The following is a 15,326-nucleotide window of genomic DNA, read 5'->3' on the forward strand; positions in this document are numbered from 1 at the left end:
ACTTCAAGGGTGCTAGTCCCTGCCCTGAAGGCAGGGACTAGCACCCTGAGTTCGCTTAGGCCTGCGGGAATCCAGCCTCGCGCAGGCGAGTGCCCCAGATCCCTGACTTGCCCGGGGCGATGATCCCATTCGGATCAAGCGTGTCCTTGATCTGCTCGTTGAAGCGGCGCAGCGCGTGGTCGTTGAAGCCGAATTGCTCGGCCGCCAGGTCCATGAAGGACAGGTGCGCCCGGTACTCGCCGTAGCCGCGCTTACCGGCTTCGGCAACCATCCGCTTGGCCAGCGCATACGCATTGGCGACCTGCTCGGGGTTCTTCGTGTCGAAGGCAATTACGTTGATGAACGTGGTCGACCGCGCGTTGATGGGGAGCATGCCGCCGAGGAAATCAAGTCCCGCCTCGGCGCACATTTCCCGCATCATCTTCTGTGCGGCAATCGCATTCTTCCCGGTGAGCGGAATGACCGGCGAGAAATCGACGTGGCCACCCTCCTCGCCACCGGACCAACCGGCCATCTTGTACAGGTCCTGGCTCGGCACCCCGATCTGCACCCGTTCGTGCGGGTTGGGCAGCGTTTCCCACGCCTCTTTCCCGTGCTTCTGGCCCACCAGGTCAACGCTCGGGATCCGCAAGAAGCGCGCCTCGAGCTTCGCGAAGTTGTGGTCAACCACCGCCTCGTCACCGTAGAGCGCAAAGCGCATCATCCAACGCCCAAGGCCCATCTCCTTGGCGATCTTGTCGATGACTTCTTCCGGCATCGGACCCTCGCCGGTGTACCACTCGGCGCGGGTGGTGAGCATCGAGGCCATGCACAGCGTGTTGGACAGCTGCGGGCGCATGTCGATGGTTCCGTCCAGCATGAGCTCGCGCAGCGCGTCCACCACTGCTGGCATCTGCTCCTCATCCCAGACGCGCAGCCACAATGGCATGTACGTTTCAGGCTTGGGCATCAGCCAGTAGCCCATCTTGGTGACGATGCCATAGTTCGACTGCATGAACATCTCGGTAGAGGTCGGGCCTAGGCCGCGCTTGTACAGCGGCCAGGTCGGGTTGTTGTCCATGGCGCCAGAGCCGGTGCGCATGAGGTCCCCATTGGGCAGCACCACCTCGAAGCCGCAGTGCGAGGCCTGGTCGATCGAGTACGGCATGTAGGTCAGCCCATGCTCCAGCGTATTGGAGACGACCCCTCCCCAACCGATGTCCACGATGGAGGCCACGAGGCTATGCCCGCCGGCCTCGATGGCGTCATGCAGGTCGTACCAGCTCACCCCGGGCTCCACGATCGCGTAGCCGAGTTCCTCATTGATCTCCAGGACCTTGTTCATCTCCCGGAAGGAGAGCATCACCGAGCCGCGCACCTGCGGTGCCGCACCGCCGTAGCCGTTGTTCTTGCCGCGGCCGATGGGCCACAGCGGGATCTTGTATTGGTTGGCAATCTTCACGATCGCCTGCACGTGCTCGGTGCTCCGGGGACTGACAACGCCGGAGGGCACATTGGTGGCAGTGCCCGGGACCTGGAAGGGATCTTGGAAGTCTTCCAGGGATTCGGCGTCGGTGGCGACATTCTCGGCGCCGATGGCCTCGGCGAAAGCTGCCAAGGCGTTGTCCAGGTCGTCTTCGGTGACGCCCGGAGGAAGCGGACGAGTAGTGGTCTCAGAGGTATTGCTCATCTTTTCAGGTCTCCTAGATAGCGCTGAAGGTGAAGCTACTGTGTGAGTACCATGGTGCGCCAGCTTGCCCCTGTGTGGGGCATCTCTCACTCGATGGTGCAGTGCGTGCACAGAAGTGTGCACGCACTGCACCATCGGTGCCTCGTAGGTTCCACCGGTGAAAAGAAGGTGATTGCATAAGGTCAACTACAGGCATCTAAGTAAATGGAGAAATCATCATGACCGATGGTCGTCTAGCTGGAAAAATTGTCCTGCTTACAGGTATCGGCGGTGGCATGGGCCGGGAAACCGCAAGACTTTTTGCCCGCGAAGGCGCCACAGTGGTCGGTTGTGATCTCAACGAGGAAAGCGCGGCGGAAACCGTTCGGCTCATCGAAGCCGAAGGTGGCTCTATCGATTCCAGTGCTCCGGTGGATCTGGGCCAGCGCGAGGCAATCGATGCCTGGATCAACGACGCCGTCGAACGCTTCGGCAAGGTTGATGTGCTCTACAACAATGCGAGCATGCCTAAATTTGCGCCCTTCGCCCAAATGAGCGGTGAGGATTACCGCTTCACCATCCAGAACGAGCTGGATCTGGTCTGGCATGCCTGCCAGAGCGCGTGGCCGCATTTGGCCAAATCCGGTGGCGCAATTGTGAATATCGGTTCGGTGGCTGGAGTCCAAGGCGCGCGTGTCTTGCCGCAGGCGGCGCACGCGGCCGCTAAGGGTGCAGTCATTGCGCTGACCAAGCAGCTAGCCGCGGAGGGTATCGCGGTGGGCGTCCGGGTCAATTGCGTCAGCCCCGGCGTCATGGCCACCCCACCGATTCTGGCCATGTATGAAGAGCTGGGCGATAAGGCACCGGTAGCGCCGATCGTTGAACGCACCATCTCCGGCAAGCCGGGCGATCCACTAGCAGTTGCGTACGCCGGACTTTATTTCGCCTCAGATGAGGCCAAATGGGTCACCGGTTCGCATCTGGTGGTGGACGGCGGAGCCCACGCGGTGATGTAGGAATTTCAGTCCAGAATCATCGAGTCGATATCGTCTCGAAGCCACCCCTGGCCACCGCTTCTAAGGTTGTTGGCTAGGGGCAGCTGGTGCGACGCGCTTTCGATAATATGCATCAGATACCCGCCGGTATTGGGAAATGCCACGAGGTCTCCCGCGGCAACGCCCTGCGGGAATTCGAAACGACGCCGCAAGATCAGCTCTTCCTCGATGCAGTAGGCCCCCACTAAAAACGCGCTGAGTGCGGCGCGCTCGCTTCGTGGCGTCCCTGTGTGAAGCAGCAACGGATCCAACAGGAAGTCCGCCGATGTTGAACGGCACTGCGTCCTGTTCATGTGCAGGCCCACTAGCGGCAGCCCATCGCTGCGGGTCTTAACAAAAGCGACCTTTGCAAGCGTCATCCCGCAACCGTCCAGCAGGCTACGACCGGGTTCGCAGCGCAGCTGAACGCCGCGTCGCTTGAGCATCTGCGCTACGGATTCATGTTCGCCTTCCGGATGGCTTGCAAGAATTTGATTCAGCCATTCTCCGCGGATCAATTTCTGGTGGTACGGATATACCGAGCCACTTGGCTCGGTTCCGTTGGCGCCCAGCCGATCGGATTTCCACGTCAAGGACTCATCCCCCGCGGGCAAGGCGGCAAGATCCTCCCAAAAACCGGTCCATTGCGCGGCATCATCCAGATAGGACATCGGGATCCCGCCTCCCATGTCCACGAATTCCGGGGTATGGCCCAATTCCCGCAAGGAGTCGATGAGCCGTAGCGATTCGGTCAGGACCAATGACCGCTGCTGCGCGCTGTACCCATTGAGGTGGAAATGGATGCCGCACACTTCCAAGCCCGTGGTTCGGTCCGCGGAGTCAAGAAACTCCAACCATTGCTCTGCACGGAGCCCGAACCGTGTGGGAGCAATGGCTGCGCTTGCGGAGGCGAGGCGCAAAGCGACCCGAACCCGGCGGCCGGACTGCGCCGCAATATCCAGCAGATACAGCGCCTCATCAACATTGTCCAGGCTCAGCACCACGTCATTTTCCACCGCCAATGTGAGCAGCTTTGCAGACTTGACCGCAGCCGTGACGATCAGCCGGTCTGCCGGGACCCCTCGTTTCAGGCACTGGTCGAGTTCGTGGAAACTCGCCACATCGACGCCGCACCCCTCCGCCGCTGCATGGTCGATGGCCCCGATCGTTTTGTTTGCCTTGCGCGCCAAATAGATCTGGAAATCTATTTCATGTTCAGCTGCGGCTTCTCGCAGCTCGGCAATATTCCTGCTCATGGGAGTGAAGTCATGGAGGTTCAGCGGTGACCCGTACTGCTTGATCAATTCTTGGCAGAGGACCGGATCCGCCAAGAGGTCTTCCATCCACGGTTCCAGGCGCGCGGTGAGCTGGGCAGTTCCGTACATCAGCGGTGGCATCAATGAGCTACTTTCTGGCTTTCGGTGGTGACTTTTTGTGCAATTCTTTGGGCCCAACCCCGGTACTCCGGGTGCAGCGTGCGATTCAGGGTGTCGTGCCCAAGCGTGGGGTCCTCGGTGGGTCTGCCCAAGGCGGCTAGCGACTCGTTGCGTTCTCCGCGCACATTCAGGCACGTGCCGTCGGTATCCGTCAATAATCCGCGTTCCCCCGAGCGGATCAGAACCTCGCCGTGGGCAAGCAAACCGTTGAACAAGGTGCTTGCTGGGTGTCCATCCGGCGCCGGCCCGGCGAGCACTCCTGCCGGCGCGGTCACGGCATCGATGAACACGGCACCGGCTTCAACCGGCTTATTAAAGGGTGCTTGGTTGAGCAATCCTGCATCGAACAGAGCCAACAGCTTAAACGCGGTGGGCTCGGGTGGGCCGAAGGCCATGCGTTCCAGGTTTGCGGCCAAGCAGCTGAAATGTTCACGCTCCCCTGTCCGCCAGGGGATTCTTGCTAGCGCGCTAACCAGCTGGGCATAAACCCCGGACCAGACGATAGCCCAGACCCATTCGTGGGTGGGAGTTTCCAAACCGTGGTTTGCACGCAAACTCCTGCGCAGCTGTTCGGCCGGGCCGCCCAGAGTTTGCATGTGCTCTGAGCACCCCGTCTGCAGGGTTTCCCACAAAGACTTCTTGCTGGCGGGAACCCCGCTGAGTTCCGCACAGTCTTTGGCACAGGCAAGCAGGATCTGCCACAACGCGTTCACCTCGACGGTAGCCCCATCGGTGGTGCCCCACAGAAGTACTTGCTCCCCATAGGCTTCAAGAGTGCTTTGCAGGTTCGCCGGAACACTTTGGGGCTTTGGACTCATAGGAATGTTGTTCCGTGAGGTCATGGTGATTCGTTCTGGCTCATCCCCGCTAGGCAGATAACGCAGGCCCGACAGACCGTTCGTTGTTTGGGCCGCCCAGGTTCCACCACGCCCCTCGGTCAGGGACAGAATTACGTCATAGGCGGTGAGCGCCGCTCCCCGACAAAGCACGTGGCTTCCCGCCAGAACCCCGTCGTCACTGCCGGCCCTGCGTTCTACAGTGAGCCCGGCTGCCGCAAGTGACCCTTCCGGAGAATTCTCTGCCCGGTAACCGGCAAGCCCGTGCCCAGTGACTATCACTACCTCGTCATAGAGTTCATTACCCCGTTGCGTGGTGACCTCCCAGTAGGAGCCACTACGCACCAACGTGCCGACGGCCAAAGCTCGGTGGGCTACCTGCAGATTGCCGTGCTTCCTCAAACGTTCGAACTGCTCGCTTAGATATTCGCCAACCAGCGCCCGTGGTGGATACGTATCCTCCTGCGTGCGAGGACCATCCGCGCTTCTCCACTGGTTGAAAGTCTGCGAGCACAAGCTTGAAGAGGCATCAATAATGCGCGCGTTGACGTTCAGCCGCAGTTCGCCCGGTTGCTTGGTATTCCAGACTCGTCCGGCACCGGGCAGATAAGGGTCATAAACATCAACCTGAACCGTCCGGGCAATTTGCTCGTCAAGGCAGTCGTTGAGCTCTAGCAAAGCGAACAGGCATTTCGGACCGCCGCCAATCATGGCTATGCGGGTCATGGAGCCGAAAGCTCTTCTCGCTGCAGCGCCTCTACGCTGTCTGGTTCTTCACCCAGTTGTTCGCGAACCCAGTCGTCGTTGTACACGCTATGCAGGTATGGAACCCCCGAATCATGAACCAAGAAGGCAATGCGTGATCCTTGGGGAATTTCCGGGAGTAGCTGCCCAATGGCGGAGACTATTGCCCCGGTGGATGCGCCGGCAAGAATTCCTTCACGGCGGGCAAGCGTCCGACAGCCACGCACCATGTCAATTTCCGGGATCCGGAACACCCGATCTGGCGTCGCCTGCAATGCCAGCTCCGGAACAATTCCTGCGCCCAGACCGGGTAAACGCCTGTTTCCGGATTCGCCACCGAATAGCACCGAGCCCATGGCATCCACGGCAATGAGCTTCGTTGAAAGCCCATGCTCGCGCACATAGTTTTGGCATCCTAGAATTGTGCCGGTAGTGCTGGTGGCGACAAATAACATGTCCAGGCGGCCATCTACCGCCTCCATGATCTCCGGCATCGTAGAGGAAAAATGTGCTGCAGGATTGTGCGGTGAACCGTACTGGTTCGTAGTGACGGAACCAGGGTTCTCGGCCAACAGTTGCGCAACCCGTTGCCGGCGAGCTGCGAGCTTGTTGCCGTCCGGCTGGTTGACCACCAGATCAACCGTGGCACCATAGGCACGCATAATGTCCAATGCAGACTTGTTCGCGTTCTCATCGACTACCGCCACAAATTTGATGCCGCGAACTACGCATTGCCGGGACAGGGCAATGCCTAGATTTCCGGAGGTTGATTCAATGACCATTCCGCCCGGTTGCAACTGCCCCGATTGCATAAAGGAATCGATCAAGCTCCCTGCCGTACGTTCCTTGGTGCTTCCGGAAAGCTGCAGTAAATCCAGCTTGGCAAAAATCTCAATACCTGGTGCATCAAACAGCCTGTCCAGCTTCACCGTTGGTGAGTTGAAAGGGCTCAGGGTTCCAACACTATCCATGATCATTTCTCGCATTCGTGCGTTGGCAAATTCAGCTGGCTTGCACTTCTTCCGTTGAGTTCGAGGACAAGTCCTCCTCACTCCATTTTTCGCAATTCTAAGTGCGAAAGATCGAGACTGGCTAGGAAATCCATGAAATCCCAAGGATTCTTAAATACTGGGTCGAACAGCATATGACGTTACAAAGCCAAGCTTTGGGATAGGTCGTGAAAGAATCCACGGTGTATGCCTTGGATCACGGTCGCTAGATGGCCTGATCCGACGTGGAAGGAAAAGTCATGAACTCAACGAACAATTCAGTCGATACTCACCAGCGCACCGACTCTGCATGGATTATCACTGTCTTCGCAGGAGTTATGGCGGCGCTGCATATCTGGAAGCTCCCTTCGGCCATTCCGGTATTGCAAGAAGAACTACAAATCTCGCTATTTCTTTCCGGAGTGCTGCTCGGTGTTGTTCAAGTTGCCGGCATGGTTGGCGGTTTGGCCATGTCGTTACTGGCAGAAATTCACTCCCAACGAAAGATCATGCTGCTCGGCCTGATATTGCTGGTTTGCGGTTCAATTCTCGGCTCGTTCTCCCCCAGCGCTGGCATGCTCCTAGGGACACGCATCATTGAAGGTGCCGGCGTCATCATGTGCAGCGTAATGGGCCCTGGCTTGGTCCGCGCCCATGCACCTTTAAAACGGATGAATCTTGCGGTGGGCTGGTGGGCCGCGTTCATGGGCACTGCAACGTTCTTCGGCATTCTGGGAACCGCAATTTCCCTGCAATTCATCTCATGGCAGACCTGGTGGTTCATCCTTGGACTGCTCACATTTGTACCGATTGCCCTGATTCTCAAATTCGTCTCAGTCACCGACCCGGGCGGAGGTTCGAGCACCAAATCCGCCTTCCGAAAAATCGCGGTCACCGCTTCTTCTGGCCGAGTATGGGTCAGCGGCCTCATCTTCGGCTGCTACACGGTGCAGTGGATGGCGATCGTTGGATTTTTGCCCACCATTTTCCGTGAAGACGGGCTGTCACCGATTCTCGGGGGATTATTCTCGGCTGTAGTCGGCGGGCTGAACGCCCTCGGGGCAATCATCACCGGAGTGCTGCTGCAACGTGGCATCGCCGGCAAACACCTGTTGTTGGGCTCATTTGTGATCATGGCCGTGACGGCCGTGCTGACTTTCGCGATCGACTACCCGAAAACCCTGGTCCTCGTTCAGGTGCTTTGCGTGGGCCTGTTCTCCTTATGCGGTGCCGCGGTTCCTGCCACGATGACTCGCTTGGCGGTGGATCTGGCACCGGAGGGCGGCTCGGCCCCGGCGGCCATGGGCCTGATGCAGCAGATTTTTAATATCGGGAACTTCACCGGTCCCATGCTTGTCGCGTGGCTGGTAGTCTTCACTGGAGGCTGGTCTTCCACCTGGTGGGTGAGCGTGTTCTTCGGAACCCTTGGCTTAGCCATGGTCTTGGTTCTATTGCCCAGGAACTCTCCGCTGAATTCAATCCAGCACGCCTAGTTCCACCGAATAATACTGTGCAGCGCACTATCGGATGCATGCGCGCACCTGCGCAGCGTTATATATCCACGCCAATACCTTGTATAACCGACTGGAGCGTATCGACAAGCTCATTGGGCCGGGGTGGAAAGATTCCTCACGAAATCTGGACCTCCAGCTGGCCATGCGCCTGAACCGGCTAATCAGCACCATTGTGCAACACCATGATGAGCGCTGAGCCCGGACTCTAATTCCGGCCTTAACACAGACCCGCGAGAGTCGCATCACACCTGCCGCTAGATAGTTGCACTGAATGCATCGATGCACTTAGTGTAATTAGGTGAATACTCCCCTGACGGCGGTTGACGGCCGTACCGAGATCAAGGCAAAGCATCGCCAGTCGATCATCGACGCCGCCTCGAGAATCATGCGCGAGCGTCAGAGCAGTGAGTTCTCCGTTGACGACTTGGCACTTGCAGCAAATGTCTCCCGCCGCACGATCTTCAACCATTTCGCCTCCCTCGATGACGTGATCATTGAGGCATGCGGCAAAGAACTCACACGGGTCGTTGAACACCTTGCCTCCATTTCGCCGGCGTCCGGCAGTACCAAGGTCCCCATTTTTGATGACCTTGCACAGACCTTTCGCCAAGCAGATCTGATCACCGCCATGGTCTACCTGACAAAGGTCCTTGGCAGCGATGATCCCCGGCTTACGCCACGTCAGGCCCAAATGGCCGGACGCGCGTTTACCGAAATTAATGAACACCTCGGGCGGGAATTGCACGGCCGGCACCCCGATGCGGATCCGCTTGAGGTGGGTTTGTTGGTCAGCACCATGACCAACGGCTTGCTGGTGATTTACCTGCACTGGATCTCGGTCTGCGGCGCCGTCGACTCACCGGAATCCAGGAAGCTGTGGTCACAACTTGTCGAACGGCTGATTAGCTCGCTGCGCACCGGCTTTGGGTCCCACTAACTCCACTAAGAAGCATCTTTTACAACAAACTACGAAGGACTCATGGCTGAATTTCTGTATCGTCTTGGACGCGGCTCCGCCCGCCATGCACGAAAAATCCTGGCCGCGTGGTTCGCGGTACTGCTGGCCGTGGGCGTGGCCTTCGCGCTGGGTGGCGGAACGCTGTCAAACGCCATGTCGATTCCCGGCACCCCCACCGCGCAGGTCACCGACAAGCTTGCCGAGAAGTTCCCCGAGGCTTCGGGCGGCACCGGCAGTGTCGTAGCCCAAACCAGCGACGGCAAGGCCTTCACGCCGGCGCAGGAAAAAGCAATCAGCAAGATCATCACCAAGGCAACCACGATCAATGGCATTGAAACCATCGTTGATCCCTTTGCCAGCGAGGCCGAGCGCAGCAAGCAGGCCAAGGACATCAAGGATGGCAAGGCCCAAATCGCCGACGCCCGTGAGCAGCTAACTGCGGGCACCACCCAACTTGATGATGCCGAGGCCCAACTGAATACCGGGCGCGAACAGCTCGAGCAGGCCATCAGCCAGGCCAAAGCGGCCGGCATGTACGAGCCGGCCAAGGCCCAATTCGACGCACAGCTTGCCCAGCTGGACGCCGGCGCCGCCGAGCTGGAGAAGCAACGCGCAGCACTTGAAGAAAACACCGCCGAGCTTGAGGCACAGCAAGAGTCCCTTGAGCAGGGCGCCTCACTGCTGGAGATGGCAGCCGAAATCCGCAACGTGTCCCAGGACGGCGCAGCCGCGGTCATCACCACGGTCTTCACCGAGGCACAGATGGATATCGCCCAGGAAACCAAGGATCAACTGGTTGCGGCATTCGACGACACCCCCGTTGCCGGCGTCAGCTTCGACTACTCCTCCGAGGTATCCCAGGGCATCCCCAGCGTCTTTGGCGTAGGCGAGGCCATTGGCCTGCTGGTCGCCGGAATCGTCCTGGTAGTCATGCTGGGGACACTGATCGGTGCGGGGCTTCCGCTGCTGACGGCCCTGGTGGGCGTTGCCATCGGCGCCCTGGGCGCCATGTCGCTGTCCAGCGTGCTGGACATGTCCTCGGTAACCCCGATGCTCGGCTTAATGCTGGGTCTGGCGGTGGGCATCGACTACTCGTTGTTCATCATCAACCGCCACCGCCACCAGCTCAAGGACGGCTACTCGGTCCGCGAGTCGATCGCCTTGGCCAACGGCACCTCCGGCAATGCCGTGGTCTTTGCCGGCGCCACCGTGTTCATCGCCTTGCTGGCACTAAATGTCACGCGCATTCCGTTCCTGGGACTTATGGGCTCCGTTGGCGCGGTCAGCGTCCTGATTGCCGTGCTGGTGGCCATCACCATGACCCCGGCACTGCTTTCACTGGTGGGGACCAAGATCCTCAGCCGCAAGGAACGCACAGCGCTGGCTGCCGGTGTAGCGGCGCAACCAGTGCTCGCCCCGTCCCCGAAGAAGGCCGTGCGTGCAATGTCCACCAAGGGCGCCATCGGCACCGCGGTGGTCTCTATCGCGCTCTTGCTGGTGCTCGCGATTCCAGCACTAGACCTGCGGCTGAACCTGCCCGACGGGTCTTCCGAAGCCCACGACACCACGCAGTACCGCGCGTATTCGGCCATCTCCGAGCGGTTCGGCGAAGGCCAGAACGGTCCGCTGCTGGTGGTCGCCGACCTTCCCGCCACCAACACCGACGAGGCGGCGCTGGCTTACCAGCGCGAGATCGCCGAGGCGCTCTTCGCCCAGCCAGACGTGGTTGCTATTGCCCCGGCAGGCACCTCCACGGACCGCACGGTAGCCGCATTCCAGGTCATCCCTGCGCAGGGCCCCACCAGCGTTTCCACCGAAAACCTGGTGCACTCCCTGCGTGGGCTCTCGCCGCTGGACGGAAAATTTGAGATTGGCGTGGCCGGTGCGGCCAGTGGCAACGTGGACATCTCTGAGAAGCTGGCCCAAGCCCTTCCGATCTACCTGGGTGTGGTGGTGGGGCTGTCCATGATCATCCTGATCCTGGTGTTCCGCTCGATTTTTGTGCCGGTTGTTGCCACGCTCGGTTTCATCCTTTCCTACTTCGCGGCCCTCGGCGGAGTGGTGGCCATCTACCAGTGGGGTTGGTTCTCCGCGGTCTTCGGGGTTGATACCCCGGGGCCCATCCTGAACTTCCTGCCCACGCTGTTGGTCGGAATTCTCTTCGGGCTGGCCATGGATTACCAGCTGTTCATCGGCTCGGGCATGCGCGAGGCCTACGCCCATGGGGCCAGCTCGCGGCTGGCCGTGGTCCAGGGCGTTCGCGCCGGACGCGCGGTGGTATCCGCGGCCGCGATCATCATGATCTCGGTCTTCGGCGGCTTTGTGTTCTCACACAGCGCGATGATCCGACCGATCGGCTTTGCCCTGGCTTTCGGCGTACTGGTTGATGCGTTTGTGGTTCGCATGCTTTTGATCCCGGCACTTATGCACTTGGCCGGCGACAAGGCCTGGTGGCTGCCGAAGTGGCTAAACCGGATCCTGCCGGATATCGATGTGGAAGGCGCTTCTTTGGAACGTCGTCATCCGCATGCAGAGGCCGAGGGTTCACCGGACCCGGCTGTGCCTGCCAAGAGCAGCTAGCTCGGTCCGCAGCTGGATCCCTCGGGGCGGTTGCCACCATCACGATGGTGGCAACAGCCCTGAGGCGTTTAATCGATCCGTGTTTATGCGAATCCATGAGGTAACTGTTCGGGGGTCGGCAAAAAGGGATTCAACGTTATTGCTAAGGACACTACCTACACCTAGTCCGCGTTTGAGGACAACTGATCTTCTGCGGCTCTCGGATCCGCTGGTCTCACACATCTAGGGGTGTTTGGCATTCAAACTGCTTCAGCATTTACCCCCGTGAGGTTCCCTGTCGAAGGATTGATGTCATGGTGCCCTTGCACCTGCATCATCCAAGTGCGATATACGAGCGGAACCAGTAGCGCAACAGCGTCAAGCGTGAGAAGTTCGCTGTTGAGCGTTTCACCGGTTTGGGAATGGTAGCTCAGAGACCCCCTGTGTGGGATGGTTACGGTTCTCTCACTGGAGGAAGTTTCGAGATGGGTGCCAAATTGCTCAGGGCAATCGGTCCACTGGCAATTGCCGCTTTCCTACCGTTCAGCAGATTTTTAGCATGGCCGGCAACTAGGAGGGGCAGCTTCTCGCTGCCGCCGCGTAGCTCGATTTCTTGGCTGGCATATCGAAGCTTTTCCAAAGTCTCATTGACAATTTCCAACGCCCGATTCTCTTTGAGCCCCCACGATGCAGCCTCCGAAATCAACCGTTCGCGGGTGACGTGCGGCTGATGCGAGATCCCGTCGATCTTCATCGAGAGTGTGACGGGTCGACCATAGTAAAGAATCTGAGGAGTGACGTCGTATAACGGAGCCAACTCGATACGCCCATCAGGCCTGTGGAGGATGGAGAAATTCTTTCCATGGGCGTCAGTGTTTCCGCAAACAACGTTTGCCACGACGTAGGCCAAAAGCTGCTCGCGGTCATCAAGGCCTTGCCCGAAAGCTGTGCGTCGCCGGCTCAAGATACCTGCCATATTTTTGAGAGTGGCACGGTAAGGGTGATTGTGCTCAAACTTCGAATCGGCATCCCACGGAAGACCGATCGCCTGAGCCAAATCTTCTTGGTGGACTCGCCCAATGACCCCTTGGTCATCGGTGAACCGATCGTATCTTTCGATCACCAAAGCGGAGGTGCCATCAAATATTGACACCTCGCTGGCGAAGTTCACCAGATCACACCTTCTACCGAGTTCCAGGCAGTACGCTTCATCAAAAAGTGCACGCAGTCCGCGGGCGGAGTCCTCGTCTACGCAAGGCTTCACTATGTGCGTACTCGGTGCACCATTCACTGCATCGTGCCAGGCTCCATCGATACGGGCCATCGTCATCTTTGGTTGATAGCCGGCCAGTGATCCTCCACCGCCTACTTGGCCTAACGTGTGGAGGTTGATGCGCCCGATTTTTTGTGCGACTTGGGCGTCGGTCATCGGCTCATAGCTACCTACCGATAGATCTGATATTTCACCAATTTGCAGTGCCCCGGCTACATCGAGTCCTGCGTATGCGAGATGTCCAAACACGTCGGGGCGCTCTGCCCCGGAATCTCGAACAAGGTTCTCCAGACCTTTACCCTCGGGAAGCAGTCCTCCAAAAAATGCTGTTGCCGCTCCTGGCAGAGACTGACGAGGGCCCAGCGGCAGGCTCAAGGAAACAATCGTCGAACCAATGCCAAATTTGGCCATTCCTTCACTGGTGGACTGATAGGTGATTTGATCGCGAGAAATGCGACGGATGTCGCCGACATAAACTCCGTAGATGTGGATTGGAAGGGTTGCATCCACTGGCTACCGGGCCTCCCTGAACGAAAGCTCAATTCCGAGCGCTGACAAGACTTCGAGGAGCCTGGCATTGAGCACTTTTGGCTTGCCCGTTTCCAGTTCAGAAAGGTAGCGTTGGCTGACTCCGAGACGCTCCGCAAGTTCTACCTGTGAGAGTCCGTGACGTTGCCGCACAGCCAACACCATCAACCCGAGGTCGGATGTCTTGCGGATGATCCCATGCATTTTCATTACCTTTACGTAGTAAAGAAGATTTCATTACCTTTTCGTAATCATAGCACCGCTATGAGCTATTCGTAATAGGGGATGTATCCAAAGCAAACACCCACACCCAATACCGCGCCCAAGGACCGCCGGATTCCCCCGTCGCGCATCTGGCGTGCAATATGCAGGGTGTCTAACAAGCAAAGATTCGCAGGAAAGCCGGGAAGCAGATAGCCATCCATGGTCGGATCGGGTTGTCCGGAGACAAAACGCGAAATCGCCGAGGAGTAGTCTCGGCACGTTGCACCAACACATTACCCACCGTCCGCTTTTAGGATCTCAGCAACACCAATGCCAATCGAACGAAAAATCACTTACCTCGTCAGGTTTTCACGCAATCCAACGAAGACTACTTGATCAGCTCCGAGAAGTCTGCAGCTTGCAGGACCCAGGTTCAGGCTCTATCTCTTCCTCCTGCGGATACAAGGCCACCCCTGTCCGGCACTTCAAGATCAACGTTGCAAACCTATCTGACCTGCGGTGCATCCACCTTCAGCTGCTCGGCAATCTGGAACAACGAAGCCGTGGTCACGGGGTTGAGCAAGATTGTATTATCCGCGGCGAGCTGTTCGGCACTTGGAGCATTTTCACCGGGAGCGCGTACCGCAGACTGACCGGCTTCCATTTCGGTGTCCTTCACATAGGCGATGAATTCTTCCACCTGCGCGGTGTACTCATTCAGGTCACGCAGTTGCGCCACATCGATGGCAATGATCAGCGTTCCTTGGGCTTCTTCGCTCTTGCGTCCTGAGACGGTGTCCGAACCGGACAGCGCACCGCCGAGAGCTTCAACAAGTAGCGCTAATCCAAAGCCTTTAAACCCGCCAAAGGGTTTGAGGTGTCCGCCGGCTCCGACCCATTGTTCTGATACCTTAGCGCCGCTGTCTTTCTCATAGTGCAGTCGTCCGGAGGCTACCGCGCTGGTGGCAAAATCAAGCACCATGTGCGGGGCTTGGGCACGCGGCACCCCGGCGGCGATGGGGTTGGTGGAGAGCCGCGGCTGCAGCCCGCCGGGCGGAAGCACCGATTGCAGTGAGCCGTTATTGTTTCCGAAGATCAGAGTGATCACTCCCGCCTCGGCCGCCTGCTCGCAGAAGGGTGCAAAGCGTCCGGCGAAGTCGCTATTGCGCACGGCGACGGCACTAATGCCGTACTCCTTGGCGCGTTCTACGGCGAGCGCGGTGGCATCGCGTAAGGCAAAATGTCCGGGAGCACGGTTGCCGTTCAGCGCAAGCAGTGCCCCAGAATCTTTCTCAACGCTGGTCTTGGCTGACGGGTTTGTCTTGCCTTCCAAGGCCCGGCCCACGTATTCCGGTAGCCGGCGCAAGCCGTGGGAGGGGTGGCCCGCAATTTCGGAGGCCACCAGGTGATAGGCCATGTAGCTGGCATCTTCCACGCTGGCTCCCACGGCCTGCATGCAGCACACCGTGAACTCTTCGAGCTGTTGCGAGCTGAAGGCCGTGGACTCGTTCTGGTTTGCCGATTGACTCACTGCATCTCCTTGGCTGATTTGCGGTGCTGGCTGTAGCCAGCCACCATATCCGGATACTTCCCTACAACGCTG

General features: G+C 58.8%; 12 protein-coding genes. 5 read left to right on the plus strand and 7 right to left on the minus strand.

The genetic code is table 11. The features are described 5' to 3' along the window. Positions 1–55 precede the first annotated feature (55 nt). Positions 56–1,669 (minus strand): FAD-binding oxidoreductase, encoded by a 1,614-nt coding sequence (locus ACX5K5_RS15545; protein ID WP_459174750.1) that lies wholly within the window; start codon positions 1,667–1,669, stop codon positions 56–58. A gap of 218 nt (positions 1,670–1,887) precedes the next feature. On the opposite strand from ACX5K5_RS15545, the gene ACX5K5_RS15550 reads away from it, so the two are divergent. Then, complete coding sequence (locus ACX5K5_RS15550) at positions 1,888–2,664, plus strand: SDR family NAD(P)-dependent oxidoreductase (protein ID WP_459174751.1); 777 nt, start codon at positions 1,888–1,890, stop codon at positions 2,662–2,664. 5 nt (positions 2,665–2,669) lie between these two features. On the opposite strand, the gene ACX5K5_RS15555 is transcribed toward ACX5K5_RS15550, so the two are convergent. Genes ACX5K5_RS15555 through ACX5K5_RS15565 form a run of 3 tightly spaced genes read right to left on the minus strand, consistent with a single transcriptional unit; the run spans position 2,670 to position 6,669 of the window. Continuing rightward, the gene (locus tag ACX5K5_RS15555) at positions 2,670–4,079 is read right to left on the minus strand and encodes an alanine racemase (protein WP_459174752.1); all 1,410 of its coding nucleotides are present in this window, start codon (positions 4,077–4,079) and stop codon (positions 2,670–2,672) included. Then, positions 4,079–5,680, minus strand: coding sequence for an FAD/NAD(P)-binding protein (locus ACX5K5_RS15560; RefSeq protein ID WP_459174753.1), 1,602 nt, complete (start codon positions 5,678–5,680; stop codon positions 4,079–4,081). The genes ACX5K5_RS15555 and ACX5K5_RS15560 overlap by 1 nt, the downstream gene beginning before the upstream one ends. Continuing rightward, positions 5,677–6,669 (minus strand): pyridoxal-phosphate dependent enzyme, encoded by a 993-nt coding sequence (locus ACX5K5_RS15565; protein WP_459174754.1) that lies wholly within the window; start codon positions 6,667–6,669, stop codon positions 5,677–5,679. Before ACX5K5_RS15565 ends, ACX5K5_RS15560 begins: the two co-directional genes overlap by 4 nt. Positions 6,670–6,947: 278 nt before the next feature. Here ACX5K5_RS15565 and ACX5K5_RS15570 point away from each other — a divergent pair, with 278 nt between their 5' ends. The 4 genes from ACX5K5_RS15570 to ACX5K5_RS15585 all read left to right on the plus strand — a co-directional run bounded on the left by ACX5K5_RS15570 (position 6,948) and on the right by ACX5K5_RS15585 (position 11,739). Beyond that, entirely contained in the window at positions 6,948–8,180 is a 1,233-nt protein-coding gene (locus tag ACX5K5_RS15570) for an MFS transporter (RefSeq protein WP_459174755.1), read from the plus strand. 34 nt (positions 8,181–8,214) lie between these two features. Then, positions 8,215–8,397: a helix-turn-helix domain-containing protein gene (locus ACX5K5_RS15575; protein ID WP_324092624.1), complete on the plus strand. Its 183-nt coding sequence runs from the start codon at positions 8,215–8,217 to the stop codon at positions 8,395–8,397. A gap of 102 nt (positions 8,398–8,499) precedes the next feature. Further along, positions 8,500–9,138, plus strand: a complete 639-nt coding sequence (locus tag ACX5K5_RS15580; protein WP_459174756.1) for a TetR/AcrR family transcriptional regulator — start codon at positions 8,500–8,502, stop codon at positions 9,136–9,138. A 42-nt stretch (positions 9,139–9,180) separates the two neighbouring features. Then, entirely contained in the window at positions 9,181–11,739 is a 2,559-nt protein-coding gene (locus ACX5K5_RS15585) for an MMPL family transporter (protein WP_459174757.1), read from the plus strand. Between the two features lie 433 nt (positions 11,740–12,172). Here ACX5K5_RS15585 and ACX5K5_RS15590 read toward each other — a convergent pair whose 3' ends face one another. From ACX5K5_RS15590 to ACX5K5_RS15600, 3 genes are all read right to left on the minus strand, one after another. Next, complete coding sequence (locus tag ACX5K5_RS15590; RefSeq protein ID WP_096254394.1) at positions 12,173–13,501, minus strand: HipA domain-containing protein; 1,329 nt, start codon at positions 13,499–13,501, stop codon at positions 12,173–12,175. A gap of 3 nt (positions 13,502–13,504) precedes the next feature. Then, complete coding sequence (locus tag ACX5K5_RS15595; protein WP_188683557.1) at positions 13,505–13,723, minus strand: type II toxin-antitoxin system RelB family anti-toxin; 219 nt, start codon at positions 13,721–13,723, stop codon at positions 13,505–13,507. Positions 13,724–14,228: 505 nt separating this feature from the next. Beyond that, positions 14,229–15,254, minus strand: a complete 1,026-nt coding sequence (locus ACX5K5_RS15600) for an Ldh family oxidoreductase (RefSeq protein ID WP_459174758.1) — start codon at positions 15,252–15,254, stop codon at positions 14,229–14,231. Positions 15,255–15,326: the final 72 nt, after the last annotated feature.

Source organism: Glutamicibacter bergerei (genome assembly GCF_054495185.1).

Coding starts and splice junctions, on each gene's coding strand:
- ACX5K5_RS15545 (WP_459174750.1), bottom strand. CDS start 1,669: ATGAGCAATACCTCTGAGACCACTACTCGTCCGCTTCCTCCGGGCGTC.
- ACX5K5_RS15550 (WP_459174751.1), top strand. CDS start 1,888: ATGACCGATGGTCGTCTAGCTGGAAAAATTGTCCTGCTTACAGGTATC.
- ACX5K5_RS15555 (WP_459174752.1), bottom strand. CDS start 4,079: ATGCCACCGCTGATGTACGGAACTGCCCAGCTCACCGCGCGCCTGGAA.
- ACX5K5_RS15560 (WP_459174753.1), bottom strand. CDS start 5,680: ATGACCCGCATAGCCATGATTGGCGGCGGTCCGAAATGCCTGTTCGCT.
- ACX5K5_RS15565 (WP_459174754.1), bottom strand. CDS start 6,669: ATGGATAGTGTTGGAACCCTGAGCCCTTTCAACTCACCAACGGTGAAG.
- ACX5K5_RS15570 (WP_459174755.1), top strand. CDS start 6,948: ATGAACTCAACGAACAATTCAGTCGATACTCACCAGCGCACCGACTCT.
- ACX5K5_RS15575 (WP_324092624.1), top strand. CDS start 8,215: ATGCATGCGCGCACCTGCGCAGCGTTATATATCCACGCCAATACCTTG.
- ACX5K5_RS15585 (WP_459174757.1), top strand. CDS start 9,181: ATGGCTGAATTTCTGTATCGTCTTGGACGCGGCTCCGCCCGCCATGCA.
- ACX5K5_RS15595 (WP_188683557.1), bottom strand. CDS start 13,723: ATGCATGGGATCATCCGCAAGACATCCGACCTCGGGTTGATGGTGTTG.